Origin of the sequence: Colwellia sp. MB02u-6 (assembly GCF_014077095.1) — a bacterium.
GTDB lineage: Bacteria > Pseudomonadota > Gammaproteobacteria > Enterobacterales > Alteromonadaceae > Cognaticolwellia.
In genome coordinates this window covers 299941-326074 of record NZ_JACGVG010000035.1, presented here as the reverse complement: position 1 = coordinate 326074, position 26134 = coordinate 299941, and the positions used below count along the sequence as shown (strand labels likewise).

The 26134-nt window shown below is 39.3% G+C and carries 20 protein-coding genes; 6 read left to right on the top strand and 14 right to left on the bottom strand.

The window, feature by feature from the left end; all coding sequences use genetic code 11:
* Positions 1-40 precede the first annotated feature (40 nt).
* Together nhaA and H4J46_RS10955 are read left to right on the top strand one after the other, a co-directional pair.
* Positions 41-1267, top strand: coding sequence for a Na+/H+ antiporter NhaA (gene nhaA, locus H4J46_RS10960; protein WP_182233528.1), 1227 nt, complete (start codon positions 41-43; stop codon positions 1265-1267).
* Positions 1239-1697 (top strand): Rap1a/Tai family immunity protein, encoded by a 459-nt coding sequence (locus H4J46_RS10955; RefSeq protein WP_182233723.1) that lies wholly within the window; start codon positions 1239-1241, stop codon positions 1695-1697. Before nhaA ends, H4J46_RS10955 begins: the two co-directional genes overlap by 29 nt.
* 450 nt (positions 1698-2147) lie before the next feature.
* On the opposite strand, the gene H4J46_RS10950 is transcribed toward H4J46_RS10955, so the two are convergent.
* Positions 2148-3095 carry a LysR family transcriptional regulator gene (locus tag H4J46_RS10950; protein WP_182233527.1) on the bottom strand — a complete coding sequence of 316 codons (948 nt, stop codon included), beginning with the start codon at positions 3093-3095 and terminating at the stop codon, positions 2148-2150.
* Positions 3096-3233: 138 nt separating this feature from the next.
* On the opposite strand from H4J46_RS10950, the gene H4J46_RS10945 reads away from it, so the two are divergent.
* The 3 genes from H4J46_RS10945 (at position 3234) to H4J46_RS10935 (ending at position 8934) form a co-directional block, all read left to right on the top strand.
* Positions 3234-4415, top strand: coding sequence for an efflux RND transporter periplasmic adaptor subunit (locus H4J46_RS10945; protein ID WP_182233707.1), 1182 nt, complete (start codon positions 3234-3236; stop codon positions 4413-4415).
* A 9-nt stretch (positions 4416-4424) separates the two neighbouring features.
* The gene (locus H4J46_RS10940) at positions 4425-7577 is read left to right on the top strand and encodes an efflux RND transporter permease subunit (protein ID WP_182233526.1); all 3153 of its coding nucleotides are present in this window, start codon (positions 4425-4427) and stop codon (positions 7575-7577) included.
* Positions 7578-7902: 325 nt separating this feature from the next.
* Positions 7903-8934 carry a zinc-binding dehydrogenase gene (locus tag H4J46_RS10935; protein ID WP_182233525.1) on the top strand — a complete coding sequence of 344 codons (1032 nt, stop codon included), beginning with the start codon at positions 7903-7905 and terminating at the stop codon, positions 8932-8934.
* A 101-nt stretch (positions 8935-9035) separates the two neighbouring features.
* Here H4J46_RS10935 and H4J46_RS10930 read toward each other — a convergent pair whose 3' ends face one another.
* From H4J46_RS10930 to trmJ, 10 genes are all read right to left on the bottom strand, one after another.
* A complete protein-coding gene (locus H4J46_RS10930) occupies positions 9036-11447 on the bottom strand; it encodes an EAL domain-containing protein (RefSeq protein ID WP_182233524.1) in 2412 nt (803 codons plus the stop codon).
* Between the two features lie 285 nt (positions 11448-11732).
* Positions 11733-12071, bottom strand: a complete 339-nt coding sequence (fdx, locus tag H4J46_RS10925; protein ID WP_182233523.1) for an ISC system 2Fe-2S type ferredoxin — start codon at positions 12069-12071, stop codon at positions 11733-11735.
* 4 nt (positions 12072-12075) lie between these two features.
* Positions 12076-13950, bottom strand: a complete 1875-nt coding sequence (gene hscA, locus H4J46_RS10920; RefSeq protein WP_182233522.1) for a Fe-S protein assembly chaperone HscA — start codon at positions 13948-13950, stop codon at positions 12076-12078.
* Between the two features lie 99 nt (positions 13951-14049).
* Complete coding sequence (hscB, locus tag H4J46_RS10915; protein ID WP_182233521.1) at positions 14050-14577, bottom strand: co-chaperone HscB; 528 nt, start codon at positions 14575-14577, stop codon at positions 14050-14052.
* 27 nt (positions 14578-14604) lie between these two features.
* Positions 14605-14928: an iron-sulfur cluster assembly protein IscA gene (iscA, locus tag H4J46_RS10910; protein ID WP_182233520.1), complete on the bottom strand. Its 324-nt coding sequence runs from the start codon at positions 14926-14928 to the stop codon at positions 14605-14607.
* 14 nt (positions 14929-14942) lie between these two features.
* The gene (gene iscU, locus H4J46_RS10905) at positions 14943-15326 is read right to left on the bottom strand and encodes a Fe-S cluster assembly scaffold IscU (RefSeq protein ID WP_182233519.1); all 384 of its coding nucleotides are present in this window, start codon (positions 15324-15326) and stop codon (positions 14943-14945) included.
* Positions 15327-15344: 18 nt separating this feature from the next.
* Positions 15345-16559 (bottom strand): IscS subfamily cysteine desulfurase, encoded by a 1215-nt coding sequence (locus H4J46_RS10900; RefSeq protein ID WP_182233518.1) that lies wholly within the window; start codon positions 16557-16559, stop codon positions 15345-15347.
* A gap of 29 nt (positions 16560-16588) precedes the next feature.
* A complete protein-coding gene (iscR, locus tag H4J46_RS10895) occupies positions 16589-17098 on the bottom strand; it encodes a Fe-S cluster assembly transcriptional regulator IscR (RefSeq protein ID WP_182233517.1) in 510 nt (169 codons plus the stop codon).
* Positions 17099-17354: 256 nt separating this feature from the next.
* Positions 17355-18164 carry a serine O-acetyltransferase gene (gene cysE / locus H4J46_RS10890; protein WP_182233516.1) on the bottom strand — a complete coding sequence of 270 codons (810 nt, stop codon included), beginning with the start codon at positions 18162-18164 and terminating at the stop codon, positions 17355-17357.
* Between the two features lie 71 nt (positions 18165-18235).
* Positions 18236-18997, bottom strand: a complete 762-nt coding sequence (trmJ, locus tag H4J46_RS10885; protein ID WP_182233515.1) for a tRNA (cytosine(32)/uridine(32)-2'-O)-methyltransferase TrmJ — start codon at positions 18995-18997, stop codon at positions 18236-18238.
* A 415-nt stretch (positions 18998-19412) separates the two neighbouring features.
* Between trmJ and suhB the strand changes: the two genes are divergently transcribed.
* Positions 19413-20216: an inositol-1-monophosphatase gene (suhB, locus tag H4J46_RS10880; protein ID WP_182233514.1), complete on the top strand. Its 804-nt coding sequence runs from the start codon at positions 19413-19415 to the stop codon at positions 20214-20216.
* A gap of 384 nt (positions 20217-20600) precedes the next feature.
* Here suhB and hppD read toward each other — a convergent pair whose 3' ends face one another.
* The 3 genes from hppD to H4J46_RS10865 form a co-directional block, all read right to left on the bottom strand.
* On the bottom strand, positions 20601-21659 hold the full coding sequence (gene hppD, locus H4J46_RS10875) for a 4-hydroxyphenylpyruvate dioxygenase (RefSeq protein ID WP_182233513.1): 1059 nt from the start codon (positions 21657-21659) through the stop codon (positions 20601-20603).
* 455 nt (positions 21660-22114) lie between these two features.
* Entirely contained in the window at positions 22115-23926 is a 1812-nt protein-coding gene (locus H4J46_RS10870; protein WP_182233512.1) for a DEAD/DEAH box helicase, read from the bottom strand.
* A 679-nt stretch (positions 23927-24605) separates the two neighbouring features.
* Positions 24606-26132 carry an NADH-quinone oxidoreductase subunit N gene (locus H4J46_RS10865; RefSeq protein WP_182233511.1) on the bottom strand — a complete coding sequence of 509 codons (1527 nt, stop codon included), beginning with the start codon at positions 26130-26132 and terminating at the stop codon, positions 24606-24608.
* Positions 26133-26134 lie beyond the last annotated feature (2 nt).

Genomic DNA, 26134 nt, shown 5'->3' with positions numbered 1-26134 from the left:
AATTAGTGACATTGGTGTGAGCTAGATAAAAGGAGGTTTCATGTCAGAAAATATTATTGTGCTACGTTGGAAACAGTTTATCCAAACTGATGCGAGTTCTGGCATTATTTTAGTCTTAGCCGCAGTACTGGCATTAATAATGGCCAACAGTTTTTTTAGTCAGAGTTACCATGAATTCCTTGAGTTCCCCGTTAGCATTACCTTAGGCACTTTTGCTATTAGTAAACCCTTAGTATTGTGGGTCAACGATGGTTTAATGGCGTTATTTTTCTTTGTTGTTGGTTTAGAAATTAAGCGTGAATTATTTTACGGTCAGTTGTCACGTCCTGATCAGGTGGTATTACCTGTTTTGGCCGCTATTGCCGGTATTATTTTCCCAGCATTAATCTATGTGGGTTTTAATTATCAAGATGCGGTTGCTATGAATGGTTGGGCGATTCCTTCCGCAACAGATATCGCTTTTGCCTTAGGCATTTTTATTTTATTTGGTAAATACTTACCACCTAGTTTAAAGCTGTTTCTATTATCTGTAGCTATTATTGACGATATTGGTGCCGTTATTATCATCGCCATATTTTACTCACAAGAGCTAGCAACCAACTCGCTTATTATCGCAGGTATAGGTTTAGTAACACTATTTATTTTTAATCGACTTAAACTTGAGAACAAGACGCCTTTTATCTTGCTGTCAATTATCGTTTGGGCTGCGGTGTTAAAATCAGGTGTACATGCCACTTTAGCCGGTTTTGCCGTTGCTTGGTTTATTCCTATCGCCCGTGAAAATTCACAGTCTATGTCATATCAAATTGAACATGGCTTACATCCATGGATAGCGTTTTTTGTGCTACCACTTTTTGCCTTTGCCAATGCGGGTGTGAGCTTAACAGGGGTTTCGGTTAATGAACTTTTCACACCAATATCCATAGGTATTATTGGTGGATTATTCATTGGTAAACAATTAGGTATATTCGCGGCTTGTGTTATTGCCGTGAAACTAAAACTATGTCGCTTGCCCAAAGACGCAACTTGGACACAATTATACGGCGTATGTTTACTTTGTGGCGTAGGCTTTACTATGAGTTTATTTATTGGCTCACTCGCCTTTGAAGAGCAGGGTTTGGCTTATCAAACCCAAGTAAAAGTTGGCGTGTTAGTTGGATCATTAATATCCGCCGTTGCTGGTGCTTGGTTAATAAGTCAATCTTCAAAAAAATTAATCGTAACTAAAGGACAAAAAAATGAAAAATTTAAAACTTCTAATACTTAATATGGCCACAATTGGGCTATTGGCTATGTCTACAGCAGTAAAGGCTGACTTTAAGTCTGACATTATCAGCTCTTGTAAGGCTTACCAACAAGGTGAGGAAAAAAGTGAAATAAATGCCTGTAAGCTATATATAGATGGCTTTATTGACTCGTCATTACTCACCGAAGATGGTGTGGTAAAACCCAAGGCAATGATTGAGCGTACAGCTCATCAACAAAGCGATTTTTTAAAGCGCGCTTATCGAACACGTGTGTTAACAACGTCTTCCATGTTGAGTAATGAAGATGCGCATCAATTTTGTATTCCACGTGAGTATGACAGAAGAGAAATTGCTTCATCGATTGCTAAATCTATGGATATTAGTCAATTAGCTCATAAGCAACTCAAACAGGTGTTATTTGAAACTCTGATTGCTGATTTTCCTTGCTAGCACTCTTGATATGCTTTAATCCAACAGCAAATCTTGTTTACAACACCTTGTTATGAACAAGATAAATTTCGATACTTTTCAAGGAGACATAAGTTAAGCTTGCTATCTATACTCCAAATGGTAGAAGGCTTTACGGACCACTTGAAGAACTTTGTCAAGTTGAAAAGTCTAAATTTGTCAACCATAGGTGAAAAAAACATGAGGTTGATAATACCTCACCCTTCGCTGAGAAATATTATCCATTGCAGCTTAAAGTAATCCATGATTATAGAGAGGCCATCAATCAACCTAAAATATGCGGCTTAATTCTTTATACCCATCAAGTTATGACGACTCACGTACAGGTAATAGCCGTCGACCCACCTTTATCAGCATGGGGTTAGTTGATACACCACAAGCCCAGCAATGATTAAACTATAAAATTAGCCCATTGCTTTACATGAGTTATCTTTAATTACTCCGATATAAATGCTCAAAATGTGGAATATTACTTTCCCAAATAGGTGTATTTTTACCAATATATTCTCGAACCGCATCAAAGAATAGTCGCGTTCTAACTGGCAAATCTCGATGAGGATATATCGCATAAATGGCGCTATAATCTGACAATTTTATATCTGTCAGCAGGGGGACTAACTGTCCATCAGCCACTTCATTGCCAACGGTCAACGCTGGCACCACCACAAATGCAGTGCCAGAAAGCGCTTTTAATAACAATACCTCGGCATCATTCGCTCGAAAGATACTTTTTATCGATTTTTCAATCTTATCGCCATGTTGATCAATGGTGCTAATACTCGTTACTCTTAGCGAATTACTGGTATAGCTTGCTGCCGGCAATAGTGAGAGTTCATCGATAGTTTTCGGCATGCCATAGGTCTGGATAAATTCGGGTGACGCCAAAATAATCATGCGGTTACGGGCCAGTTTTCGGGCAATCAAGGTCGAGTCTTTAGGTTCGCCAATACGAAAAGCCAAGTCAAAACCTTCTGCAACAATATCCATCACACGATCGTCTAAACGTAGCTCAACTTCAACTTGCGGAAAACGTTTTTGAAAATCATTGATCACAGGTTGTAAGTATCGCTTAGCTATGATGGTTGGCGAGGTGATTTTTAATACTCCTCGTGGTTCTTGATGATAATTTTCCGCCAACCTAACGGTTTGTCCCAGTAACTCACGCAGCTCCCGAGATTTTTTTATCATTTCAGCACCCGCAGCAGTCAGTGAAAAAGACCGGGTTGTTCTATTTAATAGCCTGACACCCAAATCATCTTCAAGTCGGCTAATTTGTTTTGAAATAACCGAGCGGTCAATGTTCCTGCTTTGCGCTGCGCTGGTAAATGAGCCCAATTCAACCACATCTAGCAACATTAATAACCGGCTTGTTGTATCCATTATTTATTCCGTACCACACACATTGGTGCAATTTTGGCACTAATGTATTTAAAAATCTATACTTTTTGTCCACACATTAGTTACGTATCATGCACGCCATTATCCTAGAGTATTATTTTGAGCAAAACGAGAATCATGATGAGTAAAAATATTTTTATTGCCGCTATCCTCACCCTCAGCTTAGCAATAACCGGCTGTGCAGAAGAGCCAGAGCAACAAAAAGCAGTACAATCTTTGCAAGCTATTGATGTTGCTGAGGTGTTGGTTAAACCTGTACAAAATTGGTATATATATACTAGCCGTTTAGAATCTCCCCAAGAAGTCGCTTTAATGCCACGAGTTTCAGGTGTTATTAACCACATCGCTTTTAAAGAAGGCGATGATGTAAAAGAAGGCGACTTATTATTTCAACTTGACGATCGCCCTTTTGCCGCCGTTGTTGCTAGTTTGGAGGCACAAATTCTCAGTGCAAAGGCCGCATTAGGTCAAGCGAAAAGTGAAGCCAAACGTGCAATACGCTTAACAGCACAAAAAGCTATCTCTGAAGAGCAAGCTGAATCTCGCACCTCGATTTTACACCAACGTGAAGCACAGCTAGCCGCATTGCAAGCACAACTCACTTCCGCAGAACTTGATTTAGCGTTTACCGCCATTCGCTCACCTATTAATGGTGTAATTTCACGCGCGAATATCACCCGTGGTAATAACGTACTTGCCGGCCAAAGTGTCCTCACGTCAATCGTATCTAATCATGAAATGTATGCTTATTTTGATATTGATGAACGCACTTGGAATCGTTCATTTGCTGATATCACTGCAGCAAGTAAACAACAAGTGGTGATGCAAAAAATCGGACAGAAACACTTTAGCCATGAGGGTTACATTAATTTTATTGATAATCGCATTAATCCATCAACGGGTACATTAAGAGTGCGCGCCATATTTGAAGGTAAACACAACCAAGTAAACGATCAATTACGTGCTGGATCTTTTGCCCGCATTAAGCTCGCAGCTAATGCCATCACTAAGCAAATTATTATACCTGAACGTGCCATAGGTACAGATTTGAAAAATCGTTTTGTGCTTACGGTAGATAAAAACAACGTTCTAGAATACAAATTAGTTGAAATTGGTGAACGTTACGGAAAGTTACGTGCAATTACCGCGGGTTTGAGCAAAGGGGATATTATCGCAGTTAACGGCCCAGCCCGTGTTGGACCTGGTATGCCAATCAAGCCGAGAACTGTTGCCATTGATACGACCGATATCGTATTTACCTTGTCTGCAATGGGCGATGTCAGCCTTATTGCTAAATATTAAGAGCTTTTGATGAATTTTTCTCACTTTTTTATTCAACGGCCTATCTTCGCGGCCGTATTGTCACTTATTATTTTGATCGGTGGCGGTATATCATTATTTCAATTACCAATCAGTGAATACCCTGAAGTTGTACCACCAACCGTTGTTGTCACCGCTAATTACCCTGGTGCTAACCCAACCGTTATTGCACAAACAGTAGCAACACCGCTTGAGCAAGAAATAAATGGTACTGAAAACATGTTGTATATGTTTTCTCAAGCTACTAGTGATGGTCGTATGACATTAACTGTTACTTTTGCCTTGGGTACCGATTTAGATCGCGCACAAGTACAAGTTCAAAACCGTGTTAACAGTGCTTTGCCACGTTTACCAGAAGAAGTACAACGCCTTGGCGTAGTGGCAGAAAAGTCATCACCTGATCTGACCATGGTGGTGCATCTTTATTCGCCCAAAAAAACGCATGATACGACTTATTTATCTAACTATGCTGATTTGTATGTTAAAGACGAAATTGCTCGCTTAGCCGGTGTCGGTGATGTGAAATTATTTGGCGGCGGTCAATATGCGATGCGAGTGTGGTTAAATCCAGATGCATTAGCTGCCCGTAAATTAACCGCAATGGATGTGATAAGCGCATTACGTTCGCAAAACCAACAAGTTGCCGCCGGTAGCTTAGGTGCACAACCCGCTGCTAACGATAGCCAATTTCAAATTCTACTCAATGTTAAAGGTCGTTTAAATAGTGTCGAAGAGTTTGACCAAGTCATTATTAAAGTGGGCGAGCAAGGTCAGTTGATCCGCCTTAAAGACGTTGCTCGCTTAGAGCTAGGTCAAAATAATTATGCCTTAAGAGCCCTGCTAGATGGTCAACCTGCACTGGCTATGCCTATTTTTCAACGCCCAGGTTCAAATGCCATTGAGTTATCCGATCAAGTACGCGCAACCATGGTACGGTTATCAGAGAAATTTCCTGCTGGGGTTGAGTATGACATTGTTTATGACCCCACCGTTTTTGTTCGTGACTCTATTGATGCGGTAATTACCACCTTATTAGAAGCTATTGCCCTGGTCGTGATTGTTGTGGTGGTATTTTTACAAACTTGGCGTGCCTCAATTATTCCATTAATTGCCGTCCCAGTATCATTAATCGGTACTTTTGCTGTTATGCAATGGCTAGGAATTTCAATCAATACCTTGTCTTTATTTGGTCTGGTATTAGCCATAGGTATCGTAGTTGACGATGCCATTGTGGTGGTAGAAAATGTTGAACGTAATATCGAGAAAGGTTTATCGCCTTTAGAAGCCACCCGCGTTGCCATGACTGAGGTTACTGGCCCTATTATTGCCATTGCCTTAGTATTATTAGCGGTATTTATTCCTACGGCCTTTATCTCTGGTTTATCGGGCCAGTTTTATAAACAATTTGCTTTAACGATTACTATTTCAACCGTGATTTCAGCCTTTAACTCACTGACATTATCGCCCGCATTAGCCGCGCTATTATTGAAATCGCATGACAGTAAACCCGACGCCTTAACACGCTTTTTAAATGCTATTTTTGGCCGCTGGTTGTTTAAACCTTTTAATCGCTTGTTTGACCGTGGCGCAAAAGGTTACCAAAAATTAGTGCAAAAGCTAATACGTATGAGCATAGTTGTGCTCGTCGCTTATGTCGCTTTATTAGGTGGCACAGTCACCTTATTTGATGCTGTACCTGGCGGCTTTATTCCTGCGCAAGATAAAAAATATTTAGTGGCTATCGCTCAATTACCCGATGCGGCGAGTCTTGATCGTACCCAAGATGTTGTACAAGAAATGGAAGCCATTGCCCATACCATTGATGGCGTTGCCCATACGGTAGCATTTCCTGGTTTATCAGTGAATGGTTTTACTAACAGCCCTAATAGCGCAATTGTTTTTGTCACCTTAGACGCTTTTGAAAAACGTCAAGATGTTAGCTTGTCGGCTATGGCTATTGCCGGACAACTTAATCAACGATTTAGCGTGATTGATGCGGCCTATGTTGCTGTATTTCCACCACCGCCTATTCAAGGCTTAGGGACAACCGGTGGTTTTAAACTGCAAATTGAAGACCGAGATAACAAAGGCTTTGAGGCGCTATTTAATAGCTTGCAAAAAGTCATTGTAAAAGCACAACAAGATCCTGCCCTCGTTGGCTTGTATTCAAGTTTTCGTATTCAAACACCACAAATGGATATTGATATTGACCGTGAACAAGCCTTGATACAAGGCATTGCATTAGATGAAGTATTCAACGCCTTGCAGATTTACTTAGGGTCAGTTTATGTCAATGATTTCAATTTATTTGGTCGTACTTATCAAGTTAAAGCACAAGCAGATGCTGAATTTCGCAAAGATCCTGAACAAATATTGAATCTAAAAGTACGTAATAACTTAGGTAATATGGTGCCACTAGGTTCAGTATTAATGGTTACACCGACCACAGGCCCTGATCGCGTAATGCATTACAATGGCTACCCAAGTGCCGAGCTCAATGGCAGTCCTGCGCCCGGTTATAGCTCGGATCAGGCTCAGCAAGCCATTGAGCTAATACTGGCCAATACGCTACCTCAAGGCATTGCTTATGAATGGACCGATGTGACCTTCCAGCAAATTATTGCTGGCAATACCATGGTATATATATTCCCCTTAGTCGTATTGTTAGTTTTTATGGTACTTGCTGCACAATATGAAAGCTTACGCTTACCTTTGGCTATTATTCTGATTGTGCCCATGACCATATTTTCAGCATTATTAGGGGTTTGGTATGTCGGTTCAGACAACAATATTTTCACTCAAATTGCCTTAATAGTGTTGGTCGCCTTAGCCTCGAAAAATGCGATTTTAATGGTGGAGTTTGCCAAAGATCAAAACCAACACGGCATGTCTCACCTTGACGCTATTATGGCCGCATGTCGTATGCGACTTAGGCCAATTTTAATGACCTCAATTGCTTTTACTGCAGGCGTAATACCCTTAGTATTAGCCACAGGTGCTGGGGCAGAAATGCGCCATGCCATGGGTAATGCGGTATTTTCTGGCATGGTAGGCGTTACTTTCTTTGGCCTATTGTTTACGCCAGTGTTTTATATTTTAGTGACTAAAGGCAGTAACGAGAAAAAAGTGCCGACATTAAAATAATATCAGCGCAGTATTATGCTGGCTAGAACCTTAAGGTAGCCTTTGAAACATCCTGGCGATTACGCACAAAGCAAGGTAGCTAAGAACACTGCGCTAAAGCGCATTATTCATCGGTTATCAATAGTTTTTGCCAGTAGCTGCCATAGAGCAAATAGGCCAAAGGCTTTACTTGGCGTTGTTAGATACACGACAGAATGCTTTAATAGTCCAAGAGAAAACTGTAGACGCAGTCATTGCGTCATTGCTGGCAAAAGTTAATTTCTATCATGGCTTTAATACTTGCTGGAGTGATGCTTTAACCCGCTTTTAATGATTGAGTTTACCTATGTTTGATACTGAATTTTCACCACAAAAAGATATTTCAAAAACAATGAAAGCCATTGTTTTACGCGAAGCTAGCGAAGAAATTCGCTTGGAGAATATTGAACTTAGTGTGCCTAAATGCAACGATAACGAACTCTTAATAAAAGTAGAATATGTTGGCCTGAATCCCTTAGATGCAGAATATGCCAAAACAGGGTTTTGTCATTGGCAGTACCCGCATATACTGGGTTTAGATGCGGTAGGCATAGTCGTTAAAGCGCCAAAAGGAGTTTATCCCAATATAGGCGCACGTGTTATGTGGCATGCCAGTATGGGCGCACAAGGCGCACTCAGTGAGTACGCCAAAGTAGCAAACTATGCGGTTTCTGTTGTACCTGAAAGCGTCAGTCCCGAACAAGCGGCCACACTGCCTTGTGCGGGTATGACAGCGTTAATTGCACTCGACCGATTACAACTTGTTGAGGGTGATACTTTATTGATTGAAGCGGGCGCAGGTGCCGTTGGTCAAATGGCGATTCAATTTGCTAAACAACGCGGCGTAGCTGTATTTACCACCGCAGCAAAACATAATCATAAATTAGTCAAATCGTTAGGGGCTGATGCAGTATTTGATTATCAGGATAAAAAACTTTGTGAGAAAATTCGCCATGAATTAGGTCCGCAAGGTTTTGACGCGGTATTTGACTCCATTGGCGATGATGTCACAGTGCGCAATATTGAATTAATGCGCTTTTGTGGTCGTATTGCATGTTTAAAACCATTACCGACCTTTGAGCAAGAGCTGCTATTTAGAAAGGCACCTAACATTAGTATTGTATCGCTTGCGGGTGCTTGGCTAGCTAATAGTTTGTGTGCGCAGCAACACATGAGTTTTATGAGTAACTTATTGCTTGATAGCGTAGCAAAAGGTGATTTAATCGTACCGAAAGTTAACCTAATTAAATTTAGCGCAGCGAATGTTTCTACCGCGCTAAAAAAACAGCTAGCCGGCGGTTTTACTGGTAAACAAGTAGTGAAACTTAATACTGCTTAAAGCTATTACTTAAAGGTATTGCTTAAAAATATTGCTAGTCTAGCTCAATACTTACCTAGCGTTAACTTAAGTTAGCTGTATCGGCATTAAGCGATTTAAAGTTAATTTTCCCTGTTTAAAAGAAAACGTTTAAAGTCAGTATCGAGTAGCGGTTTTGCGATATAATAGCCTTGCCCTAAATCACAGCCAATGTCTTTAAGCTTTTTATATTGCTCTGCTGTTTCAATACCTTCAGCTGTGGTTTTTATCTTTAACGCTTTAGCTAAATTAACCACGGCGTCTAATATCAGGACCTTACTGTTCACTTCATTTAAATCATCAACAAAGCTTTTATCTATTTTCAAATAATCTAAAGAAAATTGATGTAAATAACTCAGCGATGAAAAACCCGTACCAAAATCATCTAATGCTACTGGAATATTAAGACGTTTCAAAATATCTAAATGTTTATTCACGGCATCAACGTTAAGAATTAAACTTTCTTCAGTAATTTCTATGCATAATCGCTCGGTGATCTCTGCACATTCTAAATGCTGTGTTTGCATATAGTTAATGAAGTCTTGCGACGCAAAGCCTGATGTTGATACATTAACATTTAGCTTAAATTTTTCTGGCAGCCAGTCTGCCCAAAGCTTGAGGTTGTTCACCGCCAACTTCAGCATATAAAGATCAAGCTGTACTATTTGCCCTGATCTTTCTAAAATAGGAATAAAAACATCTGGAAACAACAGTCCTAATTTAGGGTGCTGCCATCGTACCAACACCTCAGCACTAATAACATCACCGGTATCAAAATCGATTAGCGGTTGATAATTGCTGATAAACTCAAAGTTTTTAACTGCATGATCGAAATCATACTCGACTTTAACATTAGTTGATTTATTTTGTTCTTCAAGCCCTTCAAAAACGACATACTGATTACGTCCTTTGAGCTTCGCTTGGTACATAGCATGATCAGCATCAATCAATAATTGATCAGCACTCTCACTCGCATCACTGTAAGTTGCGATACCAATACTGACACTACTACAAATATTCAAACCATCGATATTGAAAGCCCCTGATGTCGCCTCGATAATACCTTCAGTTATCCGACAAATGGTCTCATAATCAATCTTACCATCAAGCAGTATGGCAAATTCATCACCACCTAAACGTGCCAATGTATCTGTGCTCCTCAAGATCGCAGAAATCAAGTTTGCAATGTAAATCAGCAATTTATCACCAACATGGTGACCATAATTGTCGTTAACTTGCTTAAATCTATCTACATCAATAAATAGTATGGCTAAATTGTCTTGGCGATTATTCTGACAATGTAAAAACGCATGTTGAATTCTATCTTTAAAAAGCGATCTATTAGGTAAGTCTGTCAAAGGATCATGTAATGCTAAGAACTGAAGCTTCTGCTTAGCTGCCATTCTATCAATGGCATTATTGATATGTTTCGCGACAAAAGATAACAGTTGTTTATCTTTTTCTTGGAATAAAAAATCAGTATTATAACTTTGTACAACGACAATACCTTTATTATGACCACGACCAAAAGGCACGCCTAACCAAACTTTTGGTATGCTCCCTAGAATATAGAGTTCCTTGTTATCAAGCATTTTTTGAATATCTTTTTCATATAGTAGAAAAGGTTTATCTTTTGACAGGGCATAGCCTGTAATACTTAAATGTTCCGGATTAATGGCCACTTGTTCGAATATCTTTCCTTGATCTAACTCGTCAACAATATCTTGGTCAAATTCATCTACCGCATAAGGAAATTCAATTATTTTTCCATCATCTTTCAGTAAGGCAACAAAAAAGTTTTTTGCAAAAGTAATACGTCCAATACATTGATGTAAACTCCGATAAAATCCCTCCATAGTTTTAGTTGTAAAGGTAAGCTCAGCAATCTCAAATAAGGCATCTTGAATTTTATTGGCATATTCTAAATTCTCAATCACCTCTTCCAAGCCATCTACTTTGATGATTTGAGATATTTTCATTGCAGCAAGAGAAGCTAATGCGGTCAGTGTTCTCAGGTGATATTCAGTGTAAAAATTAACTCGTGCATGTTCAGAGTCAATAACACCTAATAATTGCTCTTTAAATAAAATAGGCACGGCTAACTCTGATAGTGTGGTTTCATCTTCAACAATATAACCTTCAAATTCTCGAATATCTTTGACTAATAGCGCTTGCTTGGTTGCCGCAACTTTACCGATAACACCTTCATTAAAAGGAATAACTATCGAGTTAGACGAAGTATTTCTTATTTCAATGTTACTGCTTTTATCATGGTTGAAGGAGGTTGTCTTTTCAAAGCCCGACATACGACTTAAGGTTTCCCCCCCGGCATCTAAAGTATAAATAACGGCATCATCAAAACCGAGCTTTTCAACAATATTTTGTGCTAAATACTGCCAAACCTCATTTGGGGTATTTAATAGCAAAATATCAGTAGCAAACTGATTAGTGATGATTAAACTTTTTATAGTTTGTGATTTAGATAGTACTGACAAATTTATGATGCCTAGGAGTTATTTAACAACGATATAACGGTTTATTAAGTGATTTCAACAAGAAAAACCTCCATTAATTAGAGCAAATTTTTAATGAAGTGTCTATTTATCTAAGTAATAAAAATTTTACCAGCCGATTTGCTATCAAAATAAAAAATCAAACAAAGGTCGCGGTCTATTCAATAACATTAGTTGTACAATATGGTTCCAATGGCTGATTAATGCGATCAAAAAAGGGTAATAACCGCATGGTTATTACCCTTAAATATTTATAAATCGAATTATTTAGTGAGTTTCAGATACCATATTGACGGTATACTTAGGAATTTCTACCACTAAATCTTCATTGCCCACTAATGCTTGGCAACCTAGACGTGATTCAGGCTCTAAACCCCAAGCTTTATCTAACATATCTTCTTCGAGTTCATCGCCCTCTTTGATAGAGTCAAAACCTTCACGGATAATCATATGACATGTAGTACAAGCGCACACTTTCTCACATGCATGCTCAACACCAATATCGTTTCTTAGTGCTACGTCTAATACACTCTCGCCTTTTTCGGCTTCTACTACTGCGCCTTCTGGGCAAAGATCTGCGTTGGGTAAAAATATAATTTGTGGCATTTGACTAAACCTCGTCTACTGAATGGCCAGATAATGCTGTTCTTATAGATGAATCCATCCTACGTTCAGCAAATGTGGCGGTGCTATTATTTAATGTCGCTATTGCCGTTTCAACTTCATCGGCATTACCTGTTTGGCTTATTTGTTTCAGCGCAGAAATAGCGCTATCTATTTTGCTGATTTCCGCTGTATTTAATAAAGCGCTATCGGCAAGAAGCGCCGCTTGAATCGACTCAATCACTTGGGACGCTTCAACTTGCTGCTCTTTCAACATTCTTACTTGCATATCTTGCTCAGCATTTTCCATGGAGTCTTTTAGCATGTTAGTGATTTCATCTGCTTCTAAACCAAAACTTGGTTTGACAGTAATACTCGACTCAACACCGGTTGATTTTTCCATCGCTGATACTTCTAACAAACCGTCTGCATCTACTTTAAAAGTGACACGGATATGTGCAGCACCAGCGGTCATTGCCGGAATGCCATGAAGTTCAAATCGTGCTAATGAACGACAATCATCAACTAACTCACGTTCGCCTTGTAATACATGTAAAGCCATCGCCGTTTGACCATCTTTGAAGGTGGTAAATTCTTGCGCTTTAGCCACTGGAATGGTGGTGTTGCGAGTAATGACCTTCTCAACTAGCCCACCCATGGTTTCTAAACCTAATGATAAAGGAATAACATCAAGTAGCAAGATATCGCTCTCTGGCTTATTACCCGCCAAAATATCAGCTTGAATGGCCGCACCTAAAGCCACGACTTTATCAGGGTCAATTGAGGTTAAAGGTTGGCGTTTGAAAAAACCTTCAACCTCTTGACGCACTAAAGGTACACGGGTAGAACCACCAACCATCACCACCTCAATAATATCATTAATGTCGAGCTCTGCGTCTTTAACAGCTCGACGACATGCTCGCAGTGTTTTCTTTACTAATGGCGCGATCAACTGCTCAAACTCAACTCGGGTAAAAATATTGGTCCAAGTTTTATCATTGGCAAGTGTTAGTGATATTTCAACACTGTCACTGTCTGACAATTGTTCTTTAGCAAAACAAGCTTGCTGGGTTAATTGTCGTTCCATTGAAGTAGACAAAGGGCGAACTAAGCCCACTTTATTGATCAGATATTCAACCAGCATGCCATCAAAATCGTCACCACCAAGCGCAGAATCACCGCCGGTAGCTAACACTTCAAATACACCTTTATTGAGACGTAATATGGAAATATCAAAGGTGCCGCCGCCTAAATCATAAACCGCAACAACGCCTTCTTGTTTTCCTTGATGTTCGGTGTCTAGACCATAAGCAACTGCAGCAGCTGTAGGTTCGTTAAGTAAACGTAAGACATTGACACCGGCTAATTTTGCCGCGTCTTTCGTACTATGGCGTTGTGCATCATCAAAATAAGCTGGCACGGTAATAACTACACCCGTTAGTTCACCACCTAGCGATAATTCAGCTCGTTTCACTAAAGTTTTAAGTATTTCGGCCGACACTTGTACCGGATTCACTTCGCCTGTGCGAGTTGCTATTAAGGGATGGTTTTCATCACCAGAAAAAGCATACGGCAGTGATGCATATTTTGTCGTTATATCAGCTTTAGAGCGGCCAATTAGGCGCTTTGCTGACACGATAGTATTTTCAGGGTCACTCACAGCTAACGCTTTTGCGTCATGACCGACGAGAATACTATTGCTTTGATAACTGACCACTGACGGTAAAATGTCAGCCCCATTATCATCAACAATAGTTTCAGCTAGGCCACTTTTTACGCTAGCAATTAAAGAATTTGTCGTACCAAGATCAATACCCGCCGCAAGGCGATGGGCATGAGGAACTGTACTTTGCCCTGGTTCAGCGATTTGTAATAATGCCATTGTAAAAGCTCGTTAGGTGATGGTTTTACGGATTTTTTATTAACAACTACATTTTGATAGAAAAAGTAACTACAGTTATTAACATATTAATTTTATAGTTTAGTCTTCTAGCAATAACTCTTCGAGCTTATCTAGCTCAACATGAAGCTTTTGATAAAACTTAAGTTTTCTTAAAACATCGCAAGCTAAGCTATTGGATTCTGGCGTATCTTCTGCCAGTTGACTTTGCAGCTGATTAAAGAGTTGCTGGAATTCTGCTTCAAACACTTGTGAAGCGTCAAACACAGCTGCATCGACATCATCAGCATGCTTGACTTCGTCTAGCATTTCTCGCAGTTCCATTTGATGCATTAAAAAACTCACGTCACCAAAAGAAGCCTGCTCGTTAGGCATGCTAATACCGCGCAATTCTAAAAGATATTGCGCGCGATTTAGTGGTTTTTTTAGTGTTTGGTAGGCATCGTTAATCAAGGTTGATTTTTTAACGGATAGCATTTGCTCTTGGCTTGAACCATGAGCAAAGCGATCAGGATGTACTTTTTTTTGTAATGTTTGGTAAATTGTTGAAAGCTTAGCCAAGTCAATAGTAAACTGAATTTCTAAACCAAATAACTGAAAATAATTCACAACAACTCCAGTGAAATTAATCGATCACTAAACATTAAAACTTTCACCACAACCACATGCGCCTTTGGCATTTGGGTTGGTGAATTTAAAGCCTTCGTTCAAACCTTCTTTAATAAAATCAAGTTCGATACCATCAAGATAAACCAGGCTTTTACCATCAATAATGATATTGACATCATTAATGGAAAACATTGAATCGTCATCATTTAGATCATCTACAAATTCAAGTACATAAGCTAAACCAGAACAACCCGTTGTTTTAATACCTAATCGTAGACCGAGGCCCTTGCCCCGGTTTTCGATAAACGATTTTATCCTGTCAGATGCAGCAGGTGTCATCGTTACACTCATATTGCGTCTCCAGCTTAACCTTTATGCTTACTACGGTAATCTTCGATTGCCGCTTTAATTGCGTCTTCCGCTAAGATTGAACAGTGAATTTTCACTGGCGGTAATGCAAGTTCTTCAGCAATCGCCGTATTTTTGATTTGGCCGGCTTCATCAATTGACTTACCTTTAACCCATTCTGTTACCAATGAGCTTGAGGCAATCGCAGAGCCACAGCCGTAAGTTTTAAATTTCGCGTCTTCAATAATGCCGTCCGCTGAAATTTTAAGTTGTAACTTCATTACGTCACCACATGCAGGTGCGCCAACCATACCCGTAGCAACTTGTGTGTCATTCTTATCAAAAGAACCAACGTTGCGTGGATTTTCATAATGATCAATTACTTTTTCGCTATAAGCCATAATATTTCTCCTAGCGCTCTAGTGAGCAGCCCATTCTATTGAGTCTAAATCGATACCGTCTTTGAACATTTCCCAAAGCGGTGACATGTCACGTAAATGGCCAATTGCCTTTTTAATCAGGTCAATGGCATAATCTATTTCTTCTTCTGTAGTAAAACGACCGAAACTAAAACGAATTGAGCTGTGCGCCATTTCATCATTTAACCCTAAAGCTCGAAGTACGTACGATGGCTCTAAACTTGCTGAAGTACAGGCTGAACCTGAAGATACTGCTAAGTCTTTTAACGCCATGATAAGCGATTCACCTTCAACAAAATTGAAACTGACATTTAAGTTACCTGGATAACGTTGGTCAAAATCGCCGTTAACAAAAACTTGTTCCATGTCGTTTAAACCAGCCCATAAACGATCACGCATTTTAGTCACGTGTATTGCGTCTTGTACTAGTTCTTCTTTTCCAATTCTAAATGCTTCACCCATACCAACAATTTGGTGAGTTGCTAGTGTACCTGAACGCATACCACGTTCATGGCCACCACCGTGCATTTGTGATTCAAGACGAACACGAGGTTTACGACTAACATAGAGTGCACCTATGCCTTTTGGACCATAAATTTTATGGGCAGAAAATGACATTAAATCCACTTTTAAAACTTGTAAATCAATTTCAATTTTACCGGCACTTTGCGCAGCATCAACATGAAAAATAATTTTACGTTCGCGACACATTTCGCCAATGGCCGCAATATCTTGAATTACACCAATTTCGTTATTAAGGTGCATGATACTAACGAGAACAGTATCTTCACGCATGGCGTCTTTTAATTTTTCTAAATCAATTAAACCATTGCTTTCAGGATCAAGGTAAGTTACTTCAAAGCCTTGACGCTCTAACTCGCGACAAGTATCTAGTACGGCTTTATGTTCTGTTTTACAGGTAATAATATGCTTACCTTTTTTACTGTAAAACTTAGCTGCACCTTTAATACCTAAGTTATTAGACTCTGTTGCACCTGAGGTAATAACAATTTCGCGTGGGTCGGCGTTAATCAAATCAGCAACTTGATTACGAGCGATATCAACCGCTTCTTCCGCTTGCCAACCAAATTTGTGTGAACGTGATGCCGGGTTTCCAAAAAAACCATCAGTAGTCATATATTGCATCATTTTTTCAGCAACACGTTTGTCTACCGGTGTTGTCGATGAATAATCAAAATAAATGGGAAGCTTCATTAATTAATAATCTCCAGTTGAACCAGCTATTAATGCCAGTCATTCATAATATTGCGAGTAGTAATTAAGGTCTCTAACGAAGGGGATTTGCGAGCTTTCGCTGTAGCTTCATCTTGTCGTTGTGACACTATTTTTACATTTCGTTGCTCGACGAGCTCGGCAAGTGAAATGCCTTTTAAAAAGTCTTCAATTCTGTCGCTTAAATCAGTCCATAAATAATGCGTTAAGCATTGCTGACCATCTTGACAATTACCTGTGCCACCACATTTAGTGGCATTGATACTTTCGTCAACAGCATTGATAACATCAGCAATGGTAATTTTCGCTGAACATTGTCCTAACCGGTAACCGCCACCTGGCCCACGAACACTATTGACGAGTCCGTATTTTCTAAGCCGTGAAAAAAGTTGCTCTAGATATGATAATGAGATACCTTGGCGCTCAGAAATATCAGCCAGTGGAACAGGTCCTGTTATCGCATGAATAGCTACATCGAGCATTGCTGTTACAGCGTATCGGCCTTTAGACGTCAATTTCATATATTACCCCTATCAATTGGTTGGCAATTTTACATCTCCCTACAAATTAGTCAACTAAATACCCGACTGATTTACTCAAGTATTTTACGCGCCTTTAATTTTTAATCAATACGAAAGAAGAAACATTAAAGTTTACATCGCTCTAATGTTTAATAACCTCTGAGTGAAAGTAAGGCTAGACTGGAAATTTAGTATCGATAACTAGGCTAAATGCTTGTTTACAGCAAAATAACCTCTAGCTACAAATAAAAGGGAACTAAATTGCTGGATCAAAAGATTCTTTTGCGCTTTCTCGACGTTTTGCTGCCGCTTTCTCATCTTCGTCAAACTCACCCACCCTTAATTCAGGTAGCGCTTCTTGACAAACATGACCACCAAGCTGATTAACTTCTCGACATAAATCAGAAACTTTATTTTCCATTAAATGTATATGGTCAAGTAAACGACCTATCGCTTTAGCGACTGGATCTGGATTATCAGTAGCCACCGCATAAGCATCAAAGCCATATTTCTTTGCCACTTTCTCACGTTTTTCAGCGGCACTATCATCCTTTTTAGCGTTAATAATGCGAGCGGGAATGCCAACAGCTGTGCCGTTTTCAGGCACATCTTTTACCACAACGGAGTTCGAACCTACCTTGCCATTCTTACCAATGGTAATTGGACCTAAAATTTTAGCTCCGGCACCAATAACAACATTATTCATTAAGGTTGGATGGCGTTTGCCTTCTTTCCAACTTGTGCCGCCTAGCGTAACCCCTTGGTATAAAGTGACATCATCACCTATTTCAGCAGTACCACCGATGACAACACCCATACCATGATCAATAAAAAATCGCCGACCAATAGTCGCACCTGGGTGGATCTCAATACCCGTTAACCAACGAGAAAATGTTGAGAGTGATCGCGCTAACCATTTACAATTAAATTTCCACAAACGATGACTTAAACGGTGAAACCACACGGCATGCAGGCCAGGATAATTTGTTAAAACTTCAAAAACATTACGTGCGGCAGGATCTCGGTCAAATACACTATTAATATCTTCTTTCATGCGGTTAAACATACCACGTTCCTTAATTCTCTATGCTGTAATCAGAGTTAGTCACTCAGTTAAGTGACTAACTAACGCTATAATTAATCTTTGTTTTTTTCAGTATTAGAGGCTTTTGCAGCGCGTTCAACTGAGGCTAAAATACCACGCATCATTTTCAATTCTTTTACATCGGGCCGTGCACGGTTAAACAAACGGCGCAGCTTAGTCATCACTAAACCTGGGTGACTTGGCATAATAAAGCCCGTTGCTTTTAGTACATTTTCAAAATGTTGATAAAAGCGTTCTGTTTCCTCAGCAAGCGGATATTCTTCATTTTCACTCATAGTGAAGGCTTGTTGTTGATGGATTAGGAAACTTGTACGCACTTCATAACTTAAGGTTTGTACTGCCATAGCCAAATTCAATGAACTATATTCTGGATTTGCTGGAATTTGCACATGAAAGTTACATAACTGGAGCTCTTCATTCGTTAAGCCACTACTCTCACGGCCAAATACTAATGCCACAGGGTATTCTTGTGCTTCTGTGATCAGTTTTTCGCCACAACCTCTAGGCTCTAGCATGGGCCAAGGTAACGTGCGCGACCGAGCACTTGTGCCAACCACTAAACCACAATCTTTAATGGCTTCTTCGAGTGTTGCCACTACTCTGGCATTTTTTAAAACATCAGTTGCGCCAGCAGCTAAAGCTTGTGCTTGACCATTAGGCATTTCAATGGGATCAACTAAAATGAGCTCAGTTAAACCCATTGTTTTCATGGCGCGAGCGGCTGAGCCGATATTACGACAATCTGAGGTATTAACAAGAACGATACGAACCTTACTTAATAAAGAATCTGACATTATCTACACTTACTTAATTCGAGGGTAATAATTAGTTAACATGACTGTAATTAGCTAACAACATTACCTATCTAGACGGCTAAAATTATCGATAATGTTAACACAGAACATTATCCTTGTACTGAGAAAAAACCACGGCTTTTATATTAGTTTTATAGTGTTTATCAATATGGCCTAGCTCTTTTGTCTATAAGTTAAAGAAATTAGGGTAAGTTTTATCTTATTCGTTATAACTTTATCTAACCTAACTAATATCAGTTCATTAATGATAAATAAGAGTGTCGCAAAGCAACAATTAGTTTGCTATAATTCGCGCGCTTAATTTTGGGGCTTTATTACAGTATGGCTTTCAACATTAACCTCGTTCTTTTACATAGCTGTTTATGACATTTTACAACAAATAGGGTAGTCGATAATGCATCCGATGCTAAATATTGCCGTGCGCTCTGCACGTGCGGCGGGCAAAGTAATTTTGCGCGCTTTTGAACAAGTAGATAAGATTGAAATTGAATCTAAGGGTACGAACGATATCGTTACTAATGTTGATATAAGTGCTGAACTAGCTATTGTTGAAACAATTCAAAAATCTTACCCTAATCACACTATTATTGGTGAAGAGTGTGGTTTAATTGAAGGTAAAGACAACGACTATCAGTGGATTATTGACCCGCTTGATGGCACCCCAAACTTTGTTAAAGGTATTCCACACTTTGCTGTGTCAATTGCTTTAAAAGTTAAAGGGAAATTAGATCAATCAGTTATCTATGATCCAATCCGTGGTGAGCTATTTACCGCAAGTCGCGGTAAAGGTGCACAATTAAACGGTTTCAGAATCCGCGTAAAGCAATCTAAAGAACTTAATGGTTCTATTTTAGCGACCGGCTTCCCTTTTAAACATAAGCAACACACAGATGCTTATTTACAAATGTTTAAAACACTCTTTGGTAAAACATCTGATATGCGTCATGCTGGCTGTGTCGCTCTAGATTTAGCTTACGTGGCTGCTGGTCGTGTTGACGGTTACTTTGAAATTGGTTTAAAACCTTGGAATAGTGCCGCGGGTGAATTAATGGTCATTGAAGCAGGTGGTTTAGTAACTGACTTTGTTGGTGGCCACAATCACGGTAACTCAGGTAATATTGTCGCAAGTAGTCCACGCTTGGCAAAAGAAATTTTAAAAGATATTCGACCTCATTTAGGTGATGCTCTAAGCAAGTAAATACTTGCATTAGACATGATGATCAAAAGCGCCTTCTGGCGCTTTTTTTTTACCTGCAAAATATAACTTACCTCATGCATACATCGAGCTCTACAATTTCAGTTATATGATTTTACTGACATCGACACCATAGCTAGGTCATTTGTGCTGTCCTGAAAATCATGACTCCTTCATATCAACACCTACCTCCATAGACAAATAAAGCTCATTAGTATAATGCGGGAGCCATTGTCGAGAGACATAGTATCATATGACATCGATGGCTAAAAACAGCTATTTAACTATGATATTGCCAACACGGATGTTGGTACTTAGCTTATGTCAGAACATAAAAAAGCCAGCAAATGCTGGCTTTTTAGATAAATTATAGCGCTATAAGTTAGCTTAAAGCACGCCACGTTCTATCTGGTTAAGTTCGATTGACTTGAATAAAGCAGTGAAGTTACCTTCGCCAAAACCTTGGTCATCAACACGTTGGATCATTTCAATAAAAATAGGTCCAAAAATATTCTTAGTGAATATCTGTAACAAGTATGAATTTTCGTTTTGGCTATCGACTAATACTTGATGATCACGAATGCGCTGGTGATCTTCTTTTACCCAAGGAATACGATCAAACACATCATCATAATATTCAGGTACGATATTTAAGGTATCAATGATGTTTTTATCTAATTGATCTAAAGAGCCCAATAAATCATCTGAAATAAAAGCTAAGTGTTGTACTCCTGGACCATTATACTCATTTAAATATTCGTCTATTTGGTTATTGCTGGTACCTTTCCCTTCATTAATAGGAATACAAAAAGTACCACAAGGCGATTGTAAAGCGTATGAAACCAACGCTGATTTTGCCCCTTTAATATCAAAGTAACGAATATCAGTAAAACCAAAGATATTTTTATAAAAATTAGCCCAATGCTCCATTGTGCCTTGGTAAACGTTATTAGTTAAATGATCAACGGCTTTAAAGCCTTTATCTTTTACTAATACAGGTTCAGCAATATCTTCGAAATCATCTTCATATATTGAGCCTTTAGCACCAAATTTCTCAATGAAGTAAATTAAGCTGTCACCAATACCAAAAATAGCGGGATAAGGTAGTTTATTATCAACTTCTTGTGCTGACTTTGCACCACGAACAACGGCTTGCTCAAAGGCAAACTCGGCATCTTCTACTCGCCAACCCATGGAACAAATTGCTGGGCCGTGGCTTTTAGCAAACTCTTTAGAAAAACCCGCTTGTTCATGATTTAATAAAAAATGAATATCGTTCTGATTAAAATAATCGATATCGCGACCTGTGAATTTTTTTGTTTTTGAAAAGCCAAAACCATAAAACGCATTTTCCATAAAGTCAGAGTCAGGCGATGCATATTCAATAAATTCGATACCACGTAAATTAAGTGGGTTTGTTAATTCTGTCTTTGTTAATTCTGTCATAGTTGTTTCTCTCATTGTAGCAATGAGGCGATTATCACCGTGAATTCACCGCAGAGGAAGTGAATGAAAAAACTGACATTTTTTGAGGCGTAAATCTATTTTTACGTGTAAAGCGGATGAATTGTTAATGATGGGGATCTAAGCTATAGCTAGCAACACCCACAGATGTAACCATATATTTACAGTAAGTTTAAGGCTCAACAATTCGTTCAGTTAACCGTCAAAAAATCTTAAAGAAATTAAGATACTAATTATTCCAATCTCACTAATTTTCTGGTCATATCACCTGGTTAAAACAACGCAGTACTGAGGTGTTGCACCTGCCTATAAAGTAGACCCGATAATTAATGAAACTGGTATTAAAAAACCTGTGCTTGAGCTCCATTCTATAGGCGAAAAAAAACGCCAATTCTAGTGAAGAATTAGCGTTTTCGGTATTCTATTTGTACTAGTGATTAGCTAGTGTGTTGCTCTTTACGTGGACGCTCAGACGATGCTGCTGGTGTCTGAGTATCAGAAACCGTAATCTCTAATGCTTGACGACGAACACGAACACGCTTTAATTGCGTAAATGACTTGTCAGGCATACCTTTAGGTAATTGCACAAAACTATGTTTGTCATGTAAGTTAATCGCGCCAATGTAGCTGCTGTCTAATGAAATTTCATTAGCGATAGCGCCAACGATGTCACCAGGACGTGCACCATGCTCTTTGCCTACTTCTAGGCGGTAAGTCTGCCAATCGACATCTGAACGTGCAACTTTCGCTTTACGAGGAGCGCGCTCTGGACGGTTCTCATTACGACTATCACCACGAGCTTCACTGCGACCGCCACGGGCTTCATTACGACCGCCACGGCTGTCATTACGAGCACCACGACTTTCACCACCTTTGCTGTCACGATCATTTCTTTCACGTGCATCACGACGAGGCTTTGGATCTTCTTTCGGTTGTAGAGGCTGCTTTAACTGTTTTTGATAAAGTAACGCTGCCGCTAAATCTGTCATTGAAAGTTCTGACTCACTGGCCATTGTTTCAATAATTTCACGCATTGCCGTTAACTCTTTATCAGCAACAATACTAGCTAACTCATTACCAGTACGCTCAATACGTGCTTTACCTATTTCTTGAATATTAGGTAAGTCGTACATAGCAATCGTACCAGACGTTAAACGTTCATAATGACGTAAAGAGTACATTTCACGTGGACGAACAAATGAAATAGCTGTACCACTACGTCCTGCACGGCCGGTACGGCCAATACGGTGAACATAAGCTTCGTTGTCACCTGGTAAGTCATAGTTGATAACTAATGAAAGACGCGGAATATCAAGACCACGAGCAACAACATCGGTTGCAACAAGAATTGATGACACACCTGATTTAAGTTGGTCAACAGTACGTTCACGCTGTGCTTGGTTCATGTCACCGTTTAAAGCAACAGAAGCATAACCTGCACGTTCTAATTTTTCAGCAACGTCAATGGTATCATTACGAGTACGTACAAAAATTAGCATCGCATCGTAGTCAACAGTCTCAGCAATACGCTCTAAAGCTGTCATTTTGTTAATGCCGCTAACTTTCCATGCATATTGAGTAATATTAGCTTTTTCTTTTTTCACTGCCGCAATTTTAATGTGCTCAGGATCTTTCAAAAAGCGATTCGCTACTTTGCGAATTTGTGCTGGCATAGTGGCAGAAAACAATGCCATTTGTGTTTCTTTTGGTAAGTGCTCAAGGATCCACTCAATGTCTTCTAAAAAGCCCATGTTTAACATTTCATCAGCTTCATCAAGCACACAAAATGATAGGTTATCTAGTTTAAGGCTCTTACGACGTAAATGATCCATCAAACGACCAGGAGTACCAACAACAACTTGTGCACCACGTTCGAGTTGTTGAAATTGTGGTTGGTACGATTGACCACCATATAAAGTAGCAACACGTAAACCTTTCATGTGTTGTGCAAAGGTTTCAATTGCTTCTGCTACTTGAATGGCTAGCTCACGCGTTGGCGCTAAGACCATTAATTGTGGTTTACGAATAGTGACATCAATTTTTGCTAATGCAGGCAAACCAAATGCAGCCGTTTTACCGGTACCAGTTTGCGCTTCACCAAGGACATCTTTACCAGCAAGTAAAGGGGGAATTGTTTGCGCTTGAATTGCAGTAGATGATTCAAAACCTAGTGCTTTTACAGCAGATACTAAGTTTTCAGGCAAACCAAGGGCGTCAAAGCCTACAGAGGCGTTGTTAAGATCAGTCATATAATTTTTGTCTTCTCATGGTAGAAACTGGCTATGCGCCAAAATTCCTACGTACATATACGAGGAAACCACCAGGAAGACTTAAGGCACATTCTTACGTTAACGTTGAAAGGTTAACTGGGCAAGTCTATGGGCGGATATACCCCACTCATTTTAAGTTTCTGTAATTCGCTAAGTTTCACTTGGAAACTATTTTTATTGACGATTACAGAGGCGCGCATTATACAGATTCAGTTAATTTATACAAGCTACAATGTGTATTAAACGCTATTAAACAGTAAAAAAAGCATAAAAACATAAAAACAGCCCTTTAAGCTATGCTGAGCATTCTACGATAATTAAAACGAATTTTACTTAACTGTCGGTTTCATAGCCGGCTTTTAGCTTTTTAACCCATAAACCACCTGAGCAACTTGCTAGGGTTTTTAATCCGGCCAATTTTCTCTATCTTTATTTCGAGATCACCAGAGCCATCGTCAATAGTGATCTCGCCGTCTACTTTTTTGACCGTTAAATGACCTGAACCATCTTGAAAAATGCCTTGTCTGATATACCTATTACAGAAATGTCGCCTGAACTATCGTCAATATCAAGATTTCCATCAAGGTCATTAATCTCTATTTCTTGTGAGCCATTAATAATAGATATACAGATTTAATATTTTTTCTGAAAGTAACAATTAATTAGCGAGTTTGCTAACGGAAGCGATAAGTTGATTAATTACTTCCGGTAAAATACCAAAGACCAAGCCAAATACAATAAAACTATACACTAATACTTGCTCAATAATATGTCCTTCAAGCGCTTTGACTTTGCCGTTCATTTTTTGCGTATCGAATAGCCTATCAGATGGCGCATCAGCAAAAATTTTAAATATCATCGGTAAATAATAAGCTAAACTGATACCACTAGCGATAATAAGCGTGGCAATTAACCACCAAGCATGAGCAATAGTTGCCTGACTTAAGATATAGAATTTACCAATAAAACCCATGGTTAAAGGAATGCCCGCTAAACTCAGCAAACCAAGTAACATCAACAAACCATAACTCGGTACGCGCCAAAATAAACCTTGTAAGTCTGCTAATAAAATATCTTCTTGAAAAACTACGCGGGAATTTTGCTGCTGAATTAACGCAATAACGATAAAAATTGATAGGTTAGCAAGGGTATAGGCTGCTAAATAAAATAACGCACTTTGCCAAGTAAACGCCAAACTTTGCGCTGAAGTAACAATGATCACAATGAGTAAGTAGCCCATATGGGCAATCGATGAATAAGCCAATAAGCGTTTTAAATGTTGCTGTTTAAGTGCCATCACATTACCCAACAACATAGAAATCACCGCAAATGACATCAAAAACAATTGAAAATTGTCGTGTAACCAATAGCGCTGAGCGATAATGCACTTAAGCAAAACAACGAACATAGCAACTTTTGATATCGTGGCCATCAACATAGTTACTGGTGTTGGTGCTCCTTGATAAACATCCGGTGTCCAGAAATGAAACGGCGCAATTGATAATTTAAAGGCGATGCCAGAAACGAATAACAACAGTCCTAGCTGATAAAACAGCGCTAAACCTTGCTGATGGTGTATCGCAGAAACTGTCGTGGCGTTAAAGCTCATATCACCGGTAACGCTATAAATAAAGGCAATACCCAAGAGCATAAAACTCGATGCAGTGGCGCTTAATACCAAATATTTAAAAGCACTTTCAACACTGTAATTACTCTCTCGATGATAACCCACTAGCCCTACCAAACTTAGGCTTAGCAGCTCAAAGCCTAAAAATAAACTGGCAAAATGGTCGCTAGTAACCAAAACACCCGCCCCAAGTACTAGTAGCAATAACAATAAATAATACTCATCATGCACTTCTATATGCGCTTTAAGAAAACTATGGCTCATACGTAAAGCCACCAAGGCTGAAATTAGTATCAAACTAAAAGCAAAACGGCTGTAACCATCAACTTTTAACAACTGCGTCACTTGGGTTGTTGGCATGGCTAGTAAGCTAACATTGGCTAACAAGGCGGTAAAAAGTATCAAAGAGGAGAATACGGCGATGGTGCGTTGTGATCTTTTCCAAGCCACCAGCAACAACGCTAAGGTTATACCAAAAGCGATAATGAGTTGTGGCAAAATTGCGCTGGCTATTGTCATGGTAAGTAAAGGTGCTGAGTTACTCGTTATAGACATCATCA

Excerpts from the sequence above, each read along its gene's own strand:
- H4J46_RS10900 (WP_182233518.1), bottom strand. The coding sequence starts at position 16,559 with ATGAAGCTTCCCATTTATTTTGATTATTCATCGACAACACCGGTAGAC.
- H4J46_RS10940 (WP_182233526.1), top strand. The coding sequence starts at position 4,425 with ATGAATTTTTCTCACTTTTTTATTCAACGGCCTATCTTCGCGGCCGTA.
- cysE (WP_182233516.1), bottom strand. The coding sequence starts at position 18,164 with ATGTTTAACCGCATGAAAGAAGATATTAATAGTGTATTTGACCGAGAT.
- iscR (WP_182233517.1), bottom strand. The coding sequence starts at position 17,098 with ATGAAATTGACGTCTAAAGGCCGATACGCTGTAACAGCAATGCTCGAT.
- hscA (WP_182233522.1), bottom strand. The coding sequence starts at position 13,950 with ATGGCATTATTACAAATCGCTGAACCAGGGCAAAGTACAGTTCCTCAT.
- H4J46_RS10870 (WP_182233512.1), bottom strand. The coding sequence starts at position 23,926 with ATGACTGATCTTAACAACGCCTCTGTAGGCTTTGACGCCCTTGGTTTG.
- H4J46_RS10945 (WP_182233707.1), top strand. The coding sequence starts at position 3,234 with ATGAGTAAAAATATTTTTATTGCCGCTATCCTCACCCTCAGCTTAGCA.
- iscU (WP_182233519.1), bottom strand. The coding sequence starts at position 15,326 with ATGGCTTATAGCGAAAAAGTAATTGATCATTATGAAAATCCACGCAAC.
- H4J46_RS10955 (WP_182233723.1), top strand. The coding sequence starts at position 1,239 with ATGAAAAATTTAAAACTTCTAATACTTAATATGGCCACAATTGGGCTA.
- H4J46_RS10865 (WP_182233511.1), bottom strand. The coding sequence starts at position 26,132 with ATGATGTCTATAACGAGTAACTCAGCACCTTTACTTACCATGACAATA.
- trmJ (WP_182233515.1), bottom strand. The coding sequence starts at position 18,997 with ATGTCAGATTCTTTATTAAGTAAGGTTCGTATCGTTCTTGTTAATACC.
- H4J46_RS10950 (WP_182233527.1), bottom strand. The coding sequence starts at position 3,095 with ATGGATACAACAAGCCGGTTATTAATGTTGCTAGATGTGGTTGAATTG.
- nhaA (WP_182233528.1), top strand. The coding sequence starts at position 41 with ATGTCAGAAAATATTATTGTGCTACGTTGGAAACAGTTTATCCAAACT.
- iscA (WP_182233520.1), bottom strand. The coding sequence starts at position 14,928 with ATGAGTGTAACGATGACACCTGCTGCATCTGACAGGATAAAATCGTTT.
- hppD (WP_182233513.1), bottom strand. The coding sequence starts at position 21,659 with ATGACAGAATTAACAAAGACAGAATTAACAAACCCACTTAATTTACGT.
- suhB (WP_182233514.1), top strand. The coding sequence starts at position 19,413 with ATGCATCCGATGCTAAATATTGCCGTGCGCTCTGCACGTGCGGCGGGC.
- fdx (WP_182233523.1), bottom strand. The coding sequence starts at position 12,071 with ATGCCACAAATTATATTTTTACCCAACGCAGATCTTTGCCCAGAAGGC.
- H4J46_RS10935 (WP_182233525.1), top strand. The coding sequence starts at position 7,903 with ATGTTTGATACTGAATTTTCACCACAAAAAGATATTTCAAAAACAATG.